Source organism: Pseudomonas peradeniyensis (assembly GCF_014268935.2).
Classification (GTDB): Bacteria; Pseudomonadota; Gammaproteobacteria; order Pseudomonadales; family Pseudomonadaceae; genus Aquipseudomonas; species Aquipseudomonas peradeniyensis.
In genome coordinates, this window is sequence record NZ_JABWRJ020000001.1 from 971,430 (window position 1) to 987,967 (window position 16,538).

The 16,538-nt window shown below is 66.1% G+C and carries 16 protein-coding genes; 11 read left to right on the top strand and 5 right to left on the bottom strand.

All coding sequences use genetic code 11. The features are described from left to right. Positions 1–181 precede the first annotated feature (181 nt). On the bottom strand, positions 182–1,273 hold the full coding sequence (locus tag HU751_RS04410; protein WP_186734829.1) for a tartrate dehydrogenase: 1,092 nt from the start codon (positions 1,271–1,273) through the stop codon (positions 182–184). 94 nt (positions 1,274–1,367) lie between these two features. Here HU751_RS04410 and HU751_RS04415 point away from each other — a divergent pair, with 94 nt between their 5' ends. Genes HU751_RS04415 through HU751_RS04425 form a run of 3 tightly spaced genes read left to right on the top strand, consistent with a single transcriptional unit; the run spans position 1,368 to position 3,151 of the window. After that, a complete protein-coding gene (locus tag HU751_RS04415; protein WP_186734827.1) occupies positions 1,368–2,279 on the top strand; it encodes a LysR substrate-binding domain-containing protein in 912 nt (303 codons plus the stop codon). Beyond that, positions 2,279–2,905, top strand: a complete 627-nt coding sequence (locus tag HU751_RS04420; RefSeq protein WP_225933220.1) for a hypothetical protein — start codon at positions 2,279–2,281, stop codon at positions 2,903–2,905. Before HU751_RS04415 ends, HU751_RS04420 begins: the two co-directional genes overlap by 1 nt. Before the next feature lie 3 nt (positions 2,906–2,908). After that, positions 2,909–3,151, top strand: coding sequence for a hypothetical protein (locus HU751_RS04425; protein WP_186734825.1), 243 nt, complete (start codon positions 2,909–2,911; stop codon positions 3,149–3,151). Between the two features lie 42 nt (positions 3,152–3,193). On the opposite strand, the gene HU751_RS04430 is transcribed toward HU751_RS04425, so the two are convergent. Then, a complete protein-coding gene (locus HU751_RS04430) occupies positions 3,194–4,567 on the bottom strand; it encodes an MFS transporter (protein ID WP_186734823.1) in 1,374 nt (457 codons plus the stop codon). Between the two features lie 439 nt (positions 4,568–5,006). On the opposite strand from HU751_RS04430, the gene quiC reads away from it, so the two are divergent. Continuing rightward, positions 5,007–6,914, top strand: a complete 1,908-nt coding sequence (gene quiC / locus HU751_RS04435; RefSeq protein ID WP_186734821.1) for a 3-dehydroshikimate dehydratase QuiC — start codon at positions 5,007–5,009, stop codon at positions 6,912–6,914. A gap of 223 nt (positions 6,915–7,137) precedes the next feature. After that, positions 7,138–7,800 carry a TetR/AcrR family transcriptional regulator gene (locus HU751_RS04440; protein WP_186734819.1) on the top strand — a complete coding sequence of 221 codons (663 nt, stop codon included), beginning with the start codon at positions 7,138–7,140 and terminating at the stop codon, positions 7,798–7,800. A gap of 6 nt (positions 7,801–7,806) precedes the next feature. On the opposite strand, the gene HU751_RS04445 is transcribed toward HU751_RS04440, so the two are convergent. After that, the gene (locus tag HU751_RS04445) at positions 7,807–8,505 is read right to left on the bottom strand and encodes a FadR/GntR family transcriptional regulator (RefSeq protein WP_186734817.1); all 699 of its coding nucleotides are present in this window, start codon (positions 8,503–8,505) and stop codon (positions 7,807–7,809) included. A gap of 261 nt (positions 8,506–8,766) precedes the next feature. Between HU751_RS04445 and HU751_RS04450 the strand changes: the two genes are divergently transcribed. Genes HU751_RS04450 through HU751_RS04465 form a run of 4 tightly spaced genes read left to right on the top strand, consistent with a single transcriptional unit; the run spans position 8,767 to position 11,598 of the window. Next, positions 8,767–9,552, top strand: a complete 786-nt coding sequence (locus HU751_RS04450) for a transporter substrate-binding domain-containing protein (RefSeq protein ID WP_186734815.1) — start codon at positions 8,767–8,769, stop codon at positions 9,550–9,552. 11 nt (positions 9,553–9,563) lie between these two features. Continuing rightward, entirely contained in the window at positions 9,564–10,229 is a 666-nt protein-coding gene (locus HU751_RS04455) for an amino acid ABC transporter permease (RefSeq protein ID WP_186711954.1), read from the top strand. Next, positions 10,230–10,877, top strand: coding sequence for an amino acid ABC transporter permease (locus HU751_RS04460; RefSeq protein WP_186734813.1), 648 nt, complete (start codon positions 10,230–10,232; stop codon positions 10,875–10,877). Beyond that, a complete protein-coding gene (locus HU751_RS04465; RefSeq protein WP_186734811.1) occupies positions 10,864–11,598 on the top strand; it encodes an amino acid ABC transporter ATP-binding protein in 735 nt (244 codons plus the stop codon). The genes HU751_RS04460 and HU751_RS04465 overlap by 14 nt, the downstream gene beginning before the upstream one ends. Positions 11,599–11,650: 52 nt before the next feature. Here the strand turns inward: HU751_RS04465 and HU751_RS04470 are convergent, their stop codons facing one another. Then, on the bottom strand, positions 11,651–12,496 hold the full coding sequence (locus tag HU751_RS04470) for a shikimate dehydrogenase (RefSeq protein WP_186734809.1): 846 nt from the start codon (positions 12,494–12,496) through the stop codon (positions 11,651–11,653). Next, positions 12,493–12,942 (bottom strand): type II 3-dehydroquinate dehydratase, encoded by a 450-nt coding sequence (gene aroQ, locus HU751_RS04475; RefSeq protein ID WP_186734807.1) that lies wholly within the window; start codon positions 12,940–12,942, stop codon positions 12,493–12,495. The genes HU751_RS04470 and aroQ overlap by 4 nt, the downstream gene beginning before the upstream one ends. Before the next feature lie 351 nt (positions 12,943–13,293). Here aroQ and mqo point away from each other — a divergent pair, with 351 nt between their 5' ends. Next, positions 13,294–14,868, top strand: coding sequence for a malate dehydrogenase (quinone) (gene mqo, locus HU751_RS04480; RefSeq protein ID WP_186734805.1), 1,575 nt, complete (start codon positions 13,294–13,296; stop codon positions 14,866–14,868). Positions 14,869–15,266: 398 nt separating this feature from the next. Beyond that, on the top strand, positions 15,267–16,415 hold the full coding sequence (locus tag HU751_RS04485; RefSeq protein ID WP_186734803.1) for a substrate-binding domain-containing protein: 1,149 nt from the start codon (positions 15,267–15,269) through the stop codon (positions 16,413–16,415). Positions 16,416–16,538 lie beyond the last annotated feature (123 nt).

A 16,538-nucleotide genomic window follows, 5' to 3' on the forward strand; every position in this document is an offset into this window, starting at 1 on the left:
ATCTTATGGTTTACAGATTCTGCATTGAATCGAAGTGGGTGGCAATAGGATCGTCGGACAATCCGGATGGTTGGGTGTTGTCTGGGCTGGCGCTATCGCGGGGCAAGCCCGCTCCCACGTACAGAAAGACGCATTGCTTCTTTGTGGGAGCGGGCTTGCCACGCGATGACCTGACGCCGACTCAGGCCCCGAGCAGCTCGGCGATGGCCTTGCCCACTTCCTGGGTCGAGCGGCTGCCGCCCATGTCGCGGGTGGTGTCGCCGTTGGCGATCACTGTCTCGATGGCCTTGAGGATGTCGTCGTGGGCCGCCTGGTAGCGGGCGTCGTTGCCGGCCTGGCCGAGGAACTCGAGCATCAGCGCGCCGGACCAGATCATCGCGATCGGGTTGGCGATGTTCTGGCCATGGATGTCCGGCGCCGAACCGTGCACCGGCTCGAACAGCGACGGGAACTTGCGCTCGGGGTTGAGGTTGGCCGACGGCGCGATGCCGATGGTGCCGGCGCAGGCCGGGCCGAGGTCGGAGAGGATGTCGCCGAACAGGTTGGAGGCCACCACCACGTCGAAGCGTTCAGGCTGCAGCACGAAACGGGCGCAGAGGATGTCGATGTGCTGCTTGTCCCAGCTGATCTCGGGGTAGTGGGCGGCCATGGCGGCGGTGCGCTCGTCCCAGTAGGGCATGCTCACGGCCATGCCGTTGGACTTGGTTGCCGAGGTGACGTGCTTGCGCTCGCGGGTCTGGGCCACGTCGAAGGCATACTTGAGGATGCGGTCCACGCCACGGCGGGTGAACACCGACTCCTGCAGCACGAACTCGTTGTCGGTGCCTTCGAACATGCGCCCGCCCAGGGAGGAGTATTCACCCTCGGTGTTCTCGCGGATCACCACGAAGTCGATGTCGCCGGGCTGCTTGTTCGCCAGCGGGCAGGGCACGCCGGGGAACAGGCGCACCGGGCGGATGTTCACGTACTGGTCGAAATCGCGGCGGAACTTGAGCAAGGATCCCCACAGCGAGATATGGTCCGGGACCTTGTCCGGCCAGCCGACGGCGCCAAAGTACAGGGCGTCGAAGCCCTTGAGCTGGTCGAACCAGTCGTCGGGCATCATCTTGCCGTGGGCCAGGTAGTAGTCGCAGCTGGCCCACTCGAAGAACTCGAACTCAAGGTTCAGGCCGTGCTTGCGGGCGGCGGCCTCGACCACGCGCAGGCCTTCGGGGAGGACTTCGTTACCGATGCCGTCACCGGGGATGGCGGCGATCTTGAAGGTCTTGGTCATGGGGCGCCTCTCGTGTTCAGGGAAGATGCGGCCATGCTATAAGGCTGTGCTTCGGAGATAATCCGGCAATCCATCAATTCTTGGTGCACGAATCGTGAATAATCTGCCGAACCTGGACGACCTCGACATCTTCCTGCAGGTGGCCCGCCGCGCCAGCTTCGCCGCGGTGGCCGACGAGCGCGGCATGTCGGCGGCGTTCGTCAGCAAGCGCATCCGCCTGTTGGAGGACAGCCTGGGCGTGCGTCTGCTGCACCGTACCACCCGGCGGGTGACGGTGAGCGAGGAGGGCGAGCGGGTGTACCAGTGGGCGCAGCAGATCTTCGAGACCCTGCAACGCATGGACGACGATCTCAACGTCGGCCAGCGCGAGCCGGTCGGACAGTTGCGCATCGCCAGCAGCCTGGGCCTGGGCCGGCGCTTCGTGGCGCCGGCGCTGTCGGAACTGGCGGCGCGCTACCCGCGCCTGGACATTCGCCTGGATGTGCACGATCGCCTGGTGGACCTGATCGCCGAAGGCGTCGACCTGGACATCCGCGTGGGTAACGTGATCGCCCCGCACCTGATCGCCAAGCCCCTGGCGCGCAACCGCCGGGTGCTGTGCGCGGCGCCTGCGTACCTGGCCGAGCATGGCTCGCCACGGGTGCTGGCGGACCTGGCCAGCCATGACTGCCTGGTGATCAAGGAGCGCGACCACCCGTTCGGGCTATGGCACCTGGAAGGGCCGCAGGGCGAGGAGAGCGTGCGGGTGACCGGCGGGCTGTCGAGCAACCATGGCGAGGTGGCGCACCAGTGGTGCCTGGACGGGCGCGGCATCCTGCTGCGCTCGTGGTGGGACGTGCACGACAGCATCGCCGAGGGGCGGCTGGTGCAGGTGCTGCCGGATTACCAGCAGGCGGCGGACATCTGGGCGGTGTACACGGCGCCCTTGGCCGGCTCGGCCAAGGTGCGGGTGGCGGTGGAGTTCTTCCGGCAGTACTTCGCCGAGCGCTATCGGTTGCCGGACTGATGAACGACCTGGTGCAGCGTGCCGAGCAATGCAGCACAATGACATCCGCTCTCGCTCAACCGGATGCTTGGATGCCTTCCCTGGACACCTCTTACCTCGACCCCTTGCGCAAGTCCATCGAACAGGCACCTGTCTGCCTGCCCCCGGCGCCATGGGTGCTCACCGGGCATTACTGTGTGGCCGGGCTGGAGGATGTCGGTTTTGATCGCGACAGGGACTTGCTGCTGGTCTGTTCGAGCAGCGGCCTGGGTGTGTTCGACTGCAGGACGGGCGAGAAACTGGCGCGTGAATACGACGCGACCCGGGCGACCGATCAGTACCATGAATGCACCGGGATCGGCCCGCTGTCGGGCTGCACCCTGCGCATGGCAGGTATCAGTGGTGGTGGGCTGCCCAATGCCACGGCCGACGGCTGGTGCGTCGAGGCGATTCCGGTGCGTTGGCCGGTGAGTCAACTGTTGCTTGTCGAGCCTGGCTCATGGCTGTTCGGCGCCGCCTACGGCAAACCGGCGAACTTTCACAAGCTTGCCGAAGAGCCCGAGCTGCGCGCATTCGGTTTTTCCTGGTCGGGCAGAAGCCTTGTGATCGCCGGCTCCGGCGAGTTGATGCTGTTCAGCCGGGCCTGACCCATGCAGACGAACCCGCCCGGCCAATCCGAAGCGCTCCCGCCATTGGTGCTGGAACGTCTTGCCTACGAACGCTTCCTGGCGGCGTGGGAGCAGGGGGCGTTCACTGGGCAACGTCTTGGGCAAGCGTTCTACAATCACTTTCGTCTGCATGCCATGGATGACCAGTTGCTGCTGGGCGACCTGTACGACTGTGACGGCACGCGTGCGCTCAAGCGTATCGCTCAGCTTTTCAGCCTGGTTTGAACGCGCTTGCTGCGAAGGGGCCGCAAGGCGGCCCCGAAGGTCTCAGTGGCCAAACGCTTTCAGGTTGCCCTTGCGACTGGCCTCATACGCTTCACGCGCCATCGGCCGTGCCTGCGGGTTGCCCAGGTCTTCCATGGCCAGTCGATGGGTCTCCGGCGCCAGGTACGCGGCAAACGCGCACACGCAGGTGACCAGGAATGCCAGCCCGCCGACCACCAGCCAGATATGCTCCGAGCCCGGTGGCGCCACGGCGGCGAACAGCGCCGGCAGCATGGCGGTGATCATGGTGCCGATGTTCTGCGCGATGGCCATGGCCGAGACGCGGTAGCGGGTGTGGAACAGCTCGGGGTAGAAGCTTGGGAACACCGCGTTGTAGCCCTGGTAGACCATGCCCCACATGAGGATCGAGGCGGCGAAGGCCAGCGGCACGTTCTGGATGCTGATCGCGTACAGGTAGGCGAAGGCCAGCAGACCCGAGCCCAGGCAGCCGGCGATCATGGTCGGGCGACGGCCGATCCGGTCGGACAGGTTGCCGACGAAGGGGATCACCAGCACCGCGACGATGTTGCCCACCACCGGGATCCACAGGTACACGCTCTTGTCGAAGCCGATGCCGTAGGCCGGCTGCACCGCGTAGGCCGCGCCGAAGATGGTGGCGACCACCGGGATCACGTTCATCAGCGCCATGAACATCACCAGCACCATGTGCTTCCAGCTGTGGCGGAAGGCTTCGCCGATCGGCGACTTGGCGACCTTGTCCTGTTTCTCCTCCTGGACGAAGGCCGGGGTCTCGTGCACCTCCTTGCGGATGATGAAACCGGCGATCAGCACCACCGCGCTCATCAGGAACGGGATGCGCCAGCCCCACTCGTTGAAGGCCTCGCTGGGCATGAAGTAGGCCAGCGGCAGGAACACCGCCGCCGCCATCACCTGGCCGGCCTGCACGCCCTGCAGGGTGTAGCTGGCGTAGTAGCCGCGGCGGCCGAACGGCGCGTGCTCCATGATCATCGAACTGGCCCCGGAAATCTCGCCGGCCACGGCGAAGCCCTGGACCAGGCGCAGCACCACCAGCAGCGCCGGGGCCAGCAGGCCGATGTCGTGGTAGGTGGGCAGCAGGCCCACGGCCATGGTCGACAGGCCCATCAGGAACATGCACAGCAGCAGCACGTTCTTGCGCCCGCGGGTGTCACCCCAGTGGCCGAGCACGCAGGCGCCGATCGGGCGCGCCAGGTAGCCCACGCCGTAGGTGGCCAGCGAGGCGATGATGGCCATCTTCGGGTCGCTGGAAGGGAAGAAGATCTGCGGGAAGATCAGCGCCGCGGCCTGGGCGTAGATGAAGAAGTCGTAGTACTCGAGGGCAGAGCCGATCCATCCGCTGGCGGTGGCTTTCTTGGCTTGGGAGCTTGAGCGGGCCATGTTGTCTCCGTTGTTCTTGTCAGGGGCCGGATGGTCAGCGCGCGCAGGGCACGGCAACGGGGCTGTAGGGAGAAGACGAACGCGGCGGTGCGGATCGCAGGGCGAGCAAGGTGTGCATAGGTCGGTACCCGTTTTCTTGAACTTATTATGTGGTGACGTTGGGCGTTGCAGCGCAGGGCCCGCCGAACGACCGGCGTGGCAGCGAGAAGGGCCGGCGGGGCCTGCGACTGGTGTTCATGGTTGTTCACGGGAGTGGGTGAATCAATTCGCCAGAACGGGTTTTGTTCGGTAATCGAACAAAAACTAACTGTTTCGTACAAAGTGCGTTGCCGGGGCGACTTTACCTGCGAATAATCGATCGTGCCAGGTGTTGTCCGTACCGGCCCCGCGATAGGGCCGGACCTGCCCAGGCCTCCCTCAATAACAAGGAACACCCGCCATGCACCGTTCGATCGCCACCGTTTCCTTGAGCGGCACCCTGCCGGAAAAACTAGAAGCCATCGCCGCCGCGGGTTTCGACGGCGTCGAGATCTTCGAGAACGACCTGCTGTACTACGCCGGCAGCCCTCGCGAGATCCGCCAGCTGTGCGCGGACCTGGGGCTGGCGATCACCCTGTTCCAGCCGTTTCGCGATTTCGAGGGCTGCCGCCGCGACCGCCTGCACAAGAACCTCGACCGTGCCGAACGCAAGTTCGACCTGATGCAGGAGCTGGGCACCGACCTGGTGCTGCTGTGCAGCAACGTCCAGCCCGACGCCCTGGGCGATGAGCAATTGCTGGTGGAAGACCTGCGCCTGCTCGCCGAACATGCCGGCGACCGGGGCCTGCGCATTGGCTACGAGGCCTTGGCCTGGGGCCGCCACGTCAACACCTGGCAGCAGGTGTGGAACCTGGTGCGCCAGGCCGATCATCCGGCGCTGGGGGTGATCCTCGACAGCTTCCACACCTTGTCTATCAAGGGCGATCCCAGCGGTATCCGCGATATTCCCGGCGAGAAGATCTTCTTCGTGCAGATGGCCGACGCACCGATCCTGGCCATGGACGTGCTGGAGTGGAGCCGGCATTTCCGCTGCTTCCCGGGGCAGGGCGAGATGGACCTGGCGGGTTTCCTTGCGCCGATCCTCGCCACCGGTTATCGCGGTCCGCTGTCGCTGGAGATCTTCAACGACGGTTTCCGTGCAGCGCCGCCCCGGCAAAACGCTGCCGACGGCTTGCGTTCACTGCTGTACCTGGAGGAGAAGACTCGCCTTCAGTTGGAGCGTGAGGCGCGGGCCGCCGAGCCTGGCGTGCTGTTCGCACCGCCTGCCGCAAGCCGCTACGACGGCGTGGAGTTCCTTGAGTTCGCCGTCGACGAGGCGGTCGGTGCGCGCCTGGGCGTATGGCTCAAGCGCCTGGGCTTCGCCGAGGCCGGCGAACACCGCAGCAAGGCGGTGCGCCTGCTGCGCCAGGGCGATATCAACATCGTGCTCAACGCCGAGCCTTACTCGTTCGGCCACAACTTCTTCGAGGCCCATGGCCCGTCGTTGTGCGCCACGGCGCTGCGGGTGAGTGACGGCCAAGCCGCGCTGCGGCGCGCCACCGCCTACCGTGGCCAGCCGTTCCGTGGCCTGGTCGGCCCCAACGAACGCGAGATTCCGGCGGTGCGCGCGCCCGACGGCAGCCTGCTGTACCTGGTGGAGCCGGACGTTGGCGGCCCGAGCCTCTACGACACCGATTTCCACCTGGACCAGAACGCCCGGGCCAGAGGCGGGCTCAAGCGCATCGACCACATGGCCCTGGCGCTGCCGGCCGAGGCGCTGGACAGCTGGGTGCTGTTCTACAAGAGCCTGTTCGACTTCACTGCCGACGACGAGGTGGTGCTGCCCGACCCCTATGGCCTGGTCAAGAGCCGTGCCCTGCGCAGCCAGTGCGGCAGCCTGCGCCTGCCGTTGAACATCTCGGAGAACCGCAATACCGCCATCGCCCATGCGCTGGACAGCTATCGTGGCTCGGGGGTGCACCATGTCGCCTTCGACTGCGACGATATCTTCCGCGAGGTGGCCAGGGCCAAGGAGGCGGGAGTACCGCTGCTGGAGATACCGCTGAACTACTACGACGACCTGGCGGCGCGCTTCGACTTCGATGACGAGTTCCTCAGCGAGCTGGCGTACTACAACGTGCTGTACGACCGCGATGCCCAGGGCGGCGAGCTGTTCCATGTGTACACCGAACCGTTCGAGGGGCGCTTCTTCTTCGAGATCCTGCAGCGCAAGGGGGGGGACGCCGGGTATGGCGCGGCCAACGTGGCGGTGCGCCTGGCGGCGATGGCCAAGGCGCGCAGCGGGGTGGGGCGCACGGCGGTGTTGTGAATCAGGGTCCCATCGCGGGGCAAGCCCGCTCCCACGCTGGTGATGCTCGCTGTTCTGTTCTTTGCACTACTGCGCAGCCTCTAGGGCTGGACAATCACGCACGAAGCGTGGGAGCGGGCTTGCCCCGCGATGGGGGCGGCAGCCGCTCACAACACCACGCTTCCCTGCACCGCCCGGCTCACGGATAATCGCCCGGATTCCTATAACGAGCCTGTGAGTCGGTATGAGTGATTCGGTAGCCAAGCCTGAAGTCGAAGGGCTGCGCAGATCGCGCAAGAACAACCCGGAAAAGACCCGCGAGAATATTCTCCAGGCCGCCATCACCGAGTTTGTCCAGCAGGGCCTGGCCGGCGCCCGGGTCGACGCCATCGCCGAGCGTACCGCCACCTCCAAGCGCATGATCTACTACTACTTCGGCAGCAAGGAGCAGCTCTACGTCGAATGCCTGGTCAAGCTCTACGGCGACATCCGCAAGACCGAGCACAGCCTGGACCTCGACTCGCTTTCACCTGAACAGGCGATCCAGCGCCTGGTGGAGTTCACCTTCGACCACCACGCCGACAACGTCGACTTCGTGCGCATCGTCTGTACCGAGAACATCCACTACGGCGAATACGTCAAGCAGTCGCCGGTGATCCGCGAGATGAGCAGCATGGTGCTCGACGCGCTGGGCAAGATTCTCGCCCGTGGCGTGGAGCAGGGCGTGTTCCGCCCGGGGATCGAGGTGATCGACCTGCACATGCTGATGAGCTCGTTCTGCTTCTACCGGGTGTCGAACCGCCACACCTTCGGCGACCTCTTCCAGATCGATCTGGCCGACGAGCAGGTCAAGCAGCGTCAAAAGCAGGTGATCTGCGAGGCGGTGATGCGCTACATCAAGGCCTGATCCCGCTCAACCGGCGAACACCACCCCGGTGCGCGCCGCGGCATTGCGGATATGCTCCTGCATCGCCCGTTGCGCGCCGGCCTGGGAACGGCGGGCGAGGGCGCGGAGGATCTTGCGGTGCTCCTGCCAGGTTTCCATTGCCCGCTCGGGGCGGATGAACGGCAGCTTCTGGCTTTCCAGGAAAATATCCTGGCTGGCGGTGATCACCTGCAGCATCGCGCGGTTGCCGCTGGCCTGCAGCAGTTGCTGGTGAAAGGCGAAGTCCAGGCGTGCGGCGGCCTCGAAGCGCCCGGCGCGCAACTCCACGGCCATTGCCTCGACGTTGGCCTGCAACGCGTCCAGGTCATCGGCGGTCAACGCCAGGGCCGCCTGGCCGGCGGCGAAGCCTTCCAGGGCGTAGCGCAGCTGGAAGGTGTCGGCGGCCGAGACCTGTTCGGCATAGGGCCAGGCGAAACCGCCCGGCGATGGTTGGCCGGTGACCGGAGCCTGGACGAACACGCCCTTGCCCGGTTGCACGCTGACCAGTCCCAGGGCGCTAAGCGACGACAACGCCTCGCGCAGCGACGCCCGACTCACGCCCAGGCGTTCGGCCAGGTCGCGCTGTGAGGGCAGGGCGTCGCCGGGCTGGTAGCCGTCCTGCTCGATCAGTTGGCGGATGGCCTGCAGGGCGATTTCCGGGACGGGGCGTGTGGCGGTGGCGAGCATGCTGTTCAGACCGGTCTGAGGGCGATGGCCTCCCTTTTACGGGCAATCGGTACGGCGTGGCAAGCCTTGCCTCGTCCTGGCGCAGGCCCTGCGGCCGTTGCGCGAAAGCGGGGCACGGAGCGCTTCGAGGTCACAACTGTTCAGACCAGTAAGACCTGATCGGCGCCTTGCGGCACGCCGCTCGCGGGTGTTTTGCCCAAGGCTGGCATGGCCCGTGCACTGGCATCGCCGCCCCTTTCCGGACTCCTGCGAGGCCTTTCGATGAAGACGTTCCGCTCCCTGTTCCTGGCCACCCTGTTCTGCGCCACCCCTCTGGCAATGCCCCTGGCCCAGGCCGACGCGCTGGCCGACATCACCGCCCGCGGCGTGCTCAAGGTTGCCGTGCCCCAGGACTTCCCGCCGTTCGGCTCGGTCGGCCCGGACCTCAAGCCCCGCGGCCTGGACATCGACACCGCGCAACTGCTGGCCGACAAGCTTGGCGTCAAGCTGGCCCTGACCCCGGTCAACAGCACCAACCGCATCCCGTTCCTTACCACCGGCAAGGTCGACCTGGTGATCTCGAGCCTGGGCAAGAACCCCGAGCGCGCCGCGGTGATCGACTTCTCGCGCCCCTATGCGCCGTTCTACCTGGCGGTGTTCGGCCCGGCCGAGGCACCGGTCGACGCTATCGACGCCCTTGCCGGCAAGACCATCAGCGTCACCCGCGGCGCCATCGAGGACATGGAGCTCAGCGCCGTGGCGCCCAAGGGCGCGATCATCAAGCGCTTCGAGGACAACAACTCGACCATCGCCGCCTATCTGTCCGGCCAGGTCGAGTTGATCGCCAGCGGCAGCGTGGTGATGGCCGCCATCGCCGCGAAGAATCCGGCCAAGGTGCCGGTGCTCAAGGTCAAGCTCAAGGACTCGCCGGTGTACGTGGGCCTGGCCAAGAACGAGCCGGCGCTTCTGCAGAAGGTCAACGCCACCCTCGAGGCCGCCAGGACCGACGGCAGCCTGAACCGCAACGCCGAGAAGTGGCTCAAGCAGCCACTGCCGGCCGACCTCTGAGCACTTGAGCGATGGCCTATCAATTCGACTTCGCCCCGGTGCTGGCGCAGGGCGACCTGTTGCTGCGGGGCATGCTGTTCACCCTGGAGCTGACCCTGGTCGGCACCGTGCTCGGGGTCGCCATCGGCGTGCTCGGCGCGGTGACCCGGGCCTGGCGCCTGCGGCCGTTCGACGCGCTGTTCGGGCTGTACGTGGAGCTGATCCGCAACACGCCGTTCATCGTCCAGCTGTTCTTCATCTTCTTCGGCCTGCCGGCACTGGGCGTGCGCCTGAGTGAGTGGCAGGCGGCGGTGCTGGCAATGGTGATCAACCTGGGCGCCTATTCGACCGAGATCATCCGCGCCGGTATCCAGGCGATTCCCAAGGGCCAGCTCGAAGCCGCGGCCGCGCTGGCGTTGAGCCGCTTCGAGGCGTTTCGCCACGTGGTGTTGCAACCGGCCCTGGCCAAGGTGTGGCCGGCGCTGTCGAGCCAGATCGTGATCGTCATGCTCGGTTCGGCAGTGTGTTCGCAGATCGCCACCGAGGAGCTATCGTTCGCCGCCAACTTCATCCAGTCGCGCAATTTCCGCGCCTTCGAGACCTACCTGTTGACCACGTTGCTGTACCTGCTGATGGCCATCGTCGTGCGCCAGCTGCTGGCCTGGATCGGCCAGCGCCTGCTGATGGGGAGACGCTGAATGGACTTCACCCTGTGGGATATCGTGCGCAACCTCATGACCGGGTTGCAGTGGACCTTGCTGTTGTCGCTGGTGGCGTTCGCCTGCGGCAGCGTCGCCGGGCTGTTGCTGCTGGTGGCGCGGATCAGTGACCGGCCACTGCTGCGCGGAGCCGCGCGCGCGTTCATCGAGCTGTTCCAGGGCACGCCGCTGCTGATGCAGCTGTTCATGGTGTTCTTCGGCATCGCCCTGTTCGGCATCGACGTGTCGGCGTGGATGGCCGCGGCCATCGCCCTGACCTTGTTCACCAGCGCCTTTCTCGCCGAGATCTGGCGCGGCTGCGTGGAGGCGATCCCGCGGGGCCAGTGGGAGGCCGCTGGCAGCCTGGCCATGAGCCGCCTGGAGCAGTTGCGCCATGTGATCCTGCCCCAGGCCCTGCGCATTGCCATCGCCCCGACCGTGGGCTTCTCGGTGCAGGTGGTCAAGGGCACCGCGGTCACCTCGATCATCGGTTTCACCGAGCTGACCAAGACCGGCGGCATGCTGGCCAACGCCACCTTCGAGCCATTCCTGATCTACGGCCTGGTGGCCGTGGGCTACTTCATCCTCTGTTACCCGCTCTCGCTGAGCGCCCGTTACCTGGAAAGGAGGCTGCATGCCCCTGCTTAGAGTGTCCGCGCTGCACAAGTACTACGGCGACAACCACGTGCTCAAGGGGGTCGACCTGAGCATCGAGGAGGGCGAGGTGGTGGCCATCATCGGTCGCAGCGGCTCGGGCAAGAGCACCTTCCTGCGCACCCTCAACGGCCTGGAGTCGATCAGCGACGGGGTGATCGAGGTGGATGGCGAGTACCTCGACGCCGGCCGTGCCGATCTGCGCGCGCTGCGCCAGAAGGTCGGCATGGTGTTCCAGCAGTTCAACCTGTTCCCGCACCTGACCGTGGGCGAGAACGTGATGCTGGCGCCCCAGGTGGTGAAGAAGGCCGGCAGGGCCGAGGCACGCCAGCTGGCCGAGCGGATGCTGGAGCGGGTAGGGCTGGGCGACAAGATCGACGCCTACCCCGACCGCCTTTCCGGCGGGCAGCAGCAGCGGGTGGCCATCGCCCGGGCGCTGGCCATGTCGCCCAAGGTGCTGCTGTGCGACGAGATCACCTCGGCGCTGGACCCGGAGCTGGTCAACGAAGTGCTGGGCGTGGTGCGCCAGCTGGCGAAGGAGGGCATGACCCTGGTCATGGTCACCCACGAGATGCGCTTTGCCCGCGAGGTGGGCGACAAGCTGGTGTTCATGCACCAGGGCAAGGTGCACGAGACCGGTCACCCACGCGAAGTGTTCGCTGCGCCGCGTACGGCGGAACTGGCCAACTTCATCGGTGCGGTGGCGGGGACCTGAGGGCTGCATCGCTTCATTGCGGAGCAGCCCAGATTGCGCAAGCGCGGCCTTGCTAGAAACTGGCGAAGTGCGCCTGCATGCGCTTGGCATCGGCCGGGCGCCCGCTAAACAGCTCGAAGGCCTTGACCGCCTGGAACACCGCCATGGTGCCGCCATCCAGGGTGCGGCAGCCCAGGGCCCGGGCATGGCGCAGCAGCTCGGTCTCCAGGGGGAAGTAGATGATCTCCGCCACCCACAGCCGTGGGTGCAGCAGCGCGGGCGGCAAGGGGGTGCCGGGCAGTTTGGCCATGCCCACGGGCGTGGTGTTGACCAGGCCATCGGCCTCGGCCACCGCGCCGGCCAGGTCTTCGCCGAGCACGGCGCGACCGGCGCCGAAACGCTGGGTGAGATTGTCTACCAGCGCCCGGGCACGGGCCTGGTCCACCTCGAACAACTGCAAGCGCTCGACGCCTTCGGCCAGCAGCGCATGGGCCACCGCCGCACCCGCGCCGCCCGCGCCCAGCTGCACCACCTGACGCCGCGCGACGCCGGGCAGGCCGCGTCGCAAGCCTTCGGCGAAGCCCAGGCAGTCGGTGTTGTGGCCCACCCGTCGACCCTCGCGCAGCACCACGGTGTTCACTGCGCCAATGCCGCGGGCTTCGTCCGACAGTTCGTCGAGCAGTGGCAGGATCGCCTGCTTGAACGGGAAGGTGATGTTGAGCCCGGTGAAACCGGTGCGTTCGGCGGCATCGAGCAGGGCGGGCAGGGCGCTGTCGTCCAGGCCCAGCTGGTCGGCGTCGATCAGCCGGTACAGGTAGCGCAGCGCCTGGGCGTCGCCTTCATGCTCGTGCAGCGCCGGGGTGCGCGAGGCCTGGATGCCACGGCCGATGAGGCCGGCGAGGATGCCCGCGCCGTTCATGCCGCGTGCTCGCGCAGGTGTTCGCTGAAGTAGCTCAGGGCCATGCGGTAGCCCTGGCTGCCGAGGCCGCAGATCACCCCCACGGCGATGCTGGAGACAAACGACAGGTGGCGGAACGGCTCGCGCCTGTGCACGTTGGACAGGTGTACCTCGATCACCGGCAGCTCGCTGGCCACCAGGGCGTCGCGGATGGCCACCGAGGTGTGGGTCCAGGCGGCGGGGTTGATCAGGATGCCGTGGCAGCGGCCACGGGCGGCATGGATCCAGTCGAGCAGCTCGCCTTCGTGGTTGGTCTGGCGGAACTCCAGTTCCAGGCCGAGCTCGGCGGCGCTGGTGGCGCACAGCCGGGCCAGGTCGGCGAGGGTTTCGTGGCCGTACTGGGTGGGTTCGCGGGTGCCCAGCAGGTTGAGGTTGGGGCCGTTGAGCACGAGGATTCGGGGTGTCATGACGGGGCGTCGCTTTGTTGTTTTTGGATGCTTCGATAATTGTACTATCTGGTTAGTTTGGTCAAATGGTGGACTGTATAAAGCGGGCGATTATCGGCTGCCTGTACCGGCCCTATCGCGGGGCAAGCCCGCTCCCACGCTGGTGATGCCTGCAACTCTGCTCCCTGTAGGAGATCACACAGCCCTTCCGGGCAGCGCTGTCGCGCAGGGAACAGGGTTCCAGCGTGGGAGCGGGCTTGCCCCGCGACAGGGCCGGTACAGGCGATAACCAGCATCCTGACCATACCCGATTAAATCAGTCGGCTAAGCTTGTTTCCGCAGACGCACGGAACGACCAATACGGGAGAGCACATGAACATCAGCAAAACGCCCAGGTGGGCAGTCGCGGCACTGGTCCTGGCCCTGGGGCTTCACGCCCATGCCGCCGACAGCAAGCGGGTCGATGTGCTGCTGGTGGGCGGCGGCATCATGAGTTCCACGCTGGCGGTCTGGCTCAACGAACTGGAGCCGGGCTGGTCGATGGAGATGGTCGAGCGCCTGGACAAGGTCGCCGAGGAAAGCTCCAACGGCTGGAACAACGCCGGTACCGGCCACTCGGCGCTGGCCGAGCTCAACTACACCCCGGAGAAGGACGGCAAGATCGACATCAGCAAGGCGGTGGAGATCAACGAGTCGTTCCAGATCACCCGCCAGTTCCTCGCCTGGCAGGTCAAGCAGGGGGTGCTGAAGAACCCGCGCTCGTTCATCAACACCACGCCGCACATGAGCTTTGTCTGGGGCGACGACAACATCCGCTTCCTCAGGAAACGCTACGAGGCGCTGCAGGCCAGTCCGCTGTTCAAACCCATGCAGTACTCCGAGGATCACGCGCAGATCGCCAAGTGGGTGCCGCTGATGATGGAGGGGCGCGACCCCAACCAGAAGCTCGCCGTCACCTGGACGCCGATCGGCACCGACGTCAACTTCGGCGAAATCACCCGCCAGTACGTGGGCTACCTGCAGACCCGGCCCAACTTCGACCTCAAGCTGTCCAGCGAGGTGGAAAACATCACCCGCAATGACGATGGCAGCTGGCACGTCGAGTACAAGAACCTCAAGGACGGCAGCACCTCGACCACCGACGCCAAGTTCCTGTTCATCGGCGCCGGCGGCGCGGCGCTGCCGTTGCTGCAGAAGTCCGGCATCGACGAGGCCAAGGACTATGCCGGCTTCCCGGTGGGCGGCTCGTTCCTGGTCACCGACAACCCGGCCATCGCCCAGCGCCACATGGCCAAGGCCTATGGCATCGCCGCCACCGGCGCGCCGCCGATGTCGGTGCCGCACCTGGACACCCGGGTGCTCGACGGCAAGCGCATGATCCTGTTCGGGCCGTTTGCCACCTTCTCCACCAAGTTCCTCAAGGAAGGTTCGCTGCTCGACCTGTTCGCCAGCATGTCGCTGCACAACACCTGGCCGATGGTGCGGGTCGGGGTGCGCGAGTTCGACCTGGTGCAGTACCTGATCGGCCAGCTGATGCAGTCCGACGATGACCGTTTCGCCGCGCTGCAGACCTACTTCCCCGAGGCCAAGAAGGCAGACTGGCGCCTGTGGCAGGCCGGCCAGCGGGTGCAGATCATCAAGAAGGACGAAAACCAGGGCGGGGTGCTGAAGCTGGGCACCGAGGTGGTGACGTCCAAGGATGGCAGCATCGCCGGGCTGCTCGGCGCCTCGCCGGGCGCCTCGACCGCGCCGCCGATCATGCTCGACCTGCTGAACAAGGTGTTCAAGGACAAGGTGGCCACGCCCGAGTGGCAGGCGAAGATCAAGCAGATCATCCCGTCCTACGGCATCCGCCTGAACGAGCACCCGGACAAGGTCCAGGAAGAGTGGGCCTACACCAGCGAGGTCCTGCAACTGGCGACGCCCAGCGAGGTTGCCGCGCCCTGAGCAAGCGCCAGCTCCCACAGGTTGGCGAGGTCCCTGTGGGAGCCGGCTTGCCGGCGATGCGCCGCGTCAGCGGCGCCCTTATTGTCGACACCGGCTGCATCTTTTTTTGCCCTCTGCGCAAACACCCGAGTGAGCAAGCGGCCATCCTCCGGACCGCTCCCGCCCGTATCGTCTGATTGAGCCCGCGACATCCCAGCGTGAGGCGCGCAAACCGCCCTCCGACACCCGAGCTTTTCCCCGCCGAACTCCCGATGTTTTTTCCTCTGCCTGTCACCACAAGCTGCGAATGTTGCCTCCGTGGACAGGCCGCCAGCCCCTCTGGATCAGGGTATGCGGCCTGTGCCCACAGCAATGCGCGACCCACTCAACGTATGAACACGACGATAGGAGATTGCTTCATGTTTAAGCGTACTGTGATCGCCGCCTCCCTGGTGGCTGCTACCCTGGCTTCGGCCCAATCCATGGCTGCTGTTGTCGGTGGCGGCGCCACCCTGCCGGAAAACCTCTACAACGGCACTTCGACCCTGCCACGCCTGCTGCCGGCCGATTTCAGCTACACCGGCGTGGGCAGCGGCGGTGGCAAGACGGCGTTCCTGACCAACGCACCGGCCTCGATCAACCAGCCGGCCGGCACCAACGTCGACTTCGCCGGCAGCGACTCTGTGCTGAGCGCTTCCGAGCTGTCGACCTACAACAGCAACAAGGCCGCCACCTGGGGCAAACTGGTACAGATCCCGTCCGTGGGCACTTCTGTCGCCATCCCCTACAAGAAGTCGGGCGTGACCAACCTGCAACTGACCGGCGCCCAGTTGTGCGCCGTGTTCTCCGGCACCACCACCACCTGGGGCCAGCTGCTGGGCAGCGCCGACACCACCCCGATCAAGGTGATCTACCGCTCCGGCAGCAGCGGCACCACCGAGTTGCTGTCGCGTTTCCTGGCTGACTCCTGCCCATCGTCCTTCGTGGTCAGCAGCACCTTCACCACCGCCAACGTCGGCAGCGAACCGGCCACCTGGCAAGCCGTTGCCGGCAGCGCCGATGTGGTCAACGCGGTCAACGCCACCGATGGCACCATCGGCTACGTCAGCCCTGACTATGTCGCCACCAACAACAACGCCGTGGTCGCTCGCGTCAGCAAGAACGCCATGGCCGCCGGCACCGCGCCGCTGCCGACCGCCGCCAACGCCCGTACCGCCCTGGGCACCGCCGTCGCCCCGAGCACCGCGGCCGATCGCGCCGACCCAAGCAAGTGGGTGCCGATCTTCAACGCCGGTGGCATCGTTCCGACCTCGGGCTACCCGATCGTCGGCTACACCAACCTGCTGGTCGGCCAGTGCTACCAGACCGCGGCTGACGCCACTGCCGTGCGCAGCTTCCTGAACGACCTGTACTCCGGCACCAAGGCCGCCACCATCGCCCAGCACTCCTTTGTCAGCCTGCCGGCCGCCTACGCCGCCGAGGTCAAGAAGGTGTTCCTGGACAACGGCTACAACGAAGGCACCGACATCGCCAACGCTTCGGTCTGCAACGGTATCGGCCGTCTGTAAGCGACACGCGAAAGCCCAAGCCCGCAACGGGCGGACAACCGACGGTGGCCGGCACGGCACTGTCGGTTTTCGCGTGTGCGCGTAACCCAGGCAGATGAACTTTGCATGACAAAGCTTCGGTCC

Bases quoted from the DNA above. Each gene is read 5' to 3' on its own strand.
- HU751_RS04445 (WP_186734817.1), bottom strand. From the start codon at position 8,505: ATGCTCGCCACCGCCACACGCCCCGTCCCGGAAATCGCCCTGCAGGCC.
- HU751_RS04430 (WP_186734823.1), bottom strand. From the start codon at position 4,567: ATGGCCCGCTCAAGCTCCCAAGCCAAGAAAGCCACCGCCAGCGGATGG.
- HU751_RS04450 (WP_186734815.1), top strand. From the start codon at position 8,767: ATGAAGACGTTCCGCTCCCTGTTCCTGGCCACCCTGTTCTGCGCCACC.
- HU751_RS04440 (WP_186734819.1), top strand. From the start codon at position 7,138: ATGAGTGATTCGGTAGCCAAGCCTGAAGTCGAAGGGCTGCGCAGATCG.
- HU751_RS04455 (WP_186711954.1), top strand. From the start codon at position 9,564: ATGGCCTATCAATTCGACTTCGCCCCGGTGCTGGCGCAGGGCGACCTG.
- HU751_RS04420 (WP_225933220.1), top strand. From the start codon at position 2,279: ATGAACGACCTGGTGCAGCGTGCCGAGCAATGCAGCACAATGACATCC.
- HU751_RS04470 (WP_186734809.1), bottom strand. From the start codon at position 12,496: ATGAACGGCGCGGGCATCCTCGCCGGCCTCATCGGCCGTGGCATCCAG.
- quiC (WP_186734821.1), top strand. From the start codon at position 5,007: ATGCACCGTTCGATCGCCACCGTTTCCTTGAGCGGCACCCTGCCGGAA.
- HU751_RS04465 (WP_186734811.1), top strand. From the start codon at position 10,864: ATGCCCCTGCTTAGAGTGTCCGCGCTGCACAAGTACTACGGCGACAAC.
- HU751_RS04425 (WP_186734825.1), top strand. From the start codon at position 2,909: ATGCAGACGAACCCGCCCGGCCAATCCGAAGCGCTCCCGCCATTGGTG.
- HU751_RS04410 (WP_186734829.1), bottom strand. From the start codon at position 1,273: ATGACCAAGACCTTCAAGATCGCCGCCATCCCCGGTGACGGCATCGGT.
- HU751_RS04460 (WP_186734813.1), top strand. From the start codon at position 10,230: ATGGACTTCACCCTGTGGGATATCGTGCGCAACCTCATGACCGGGTTG.
- aroQ (WP_186734807.1), bottom strand. From the start codon at position 12,942: ATGACACCCCGAATCCTCGTGCTCAACGGCCCCAACCTCAACCTGCTG.
- HU751_RS04485 (WP_186734803.1), top strand. From the start codon at position 15,267: ATGTTTAAGCGTACTGTGATCGCCGCCTCCCTGGTGGCTGCTACCCTG.
- mqo (WP_186734805.1), top strand. From the start codon at position 13,294: ATGAACATCAGCAAAACGCCCAGGTGGGCAGTCGCGGCACTGGTCCTG.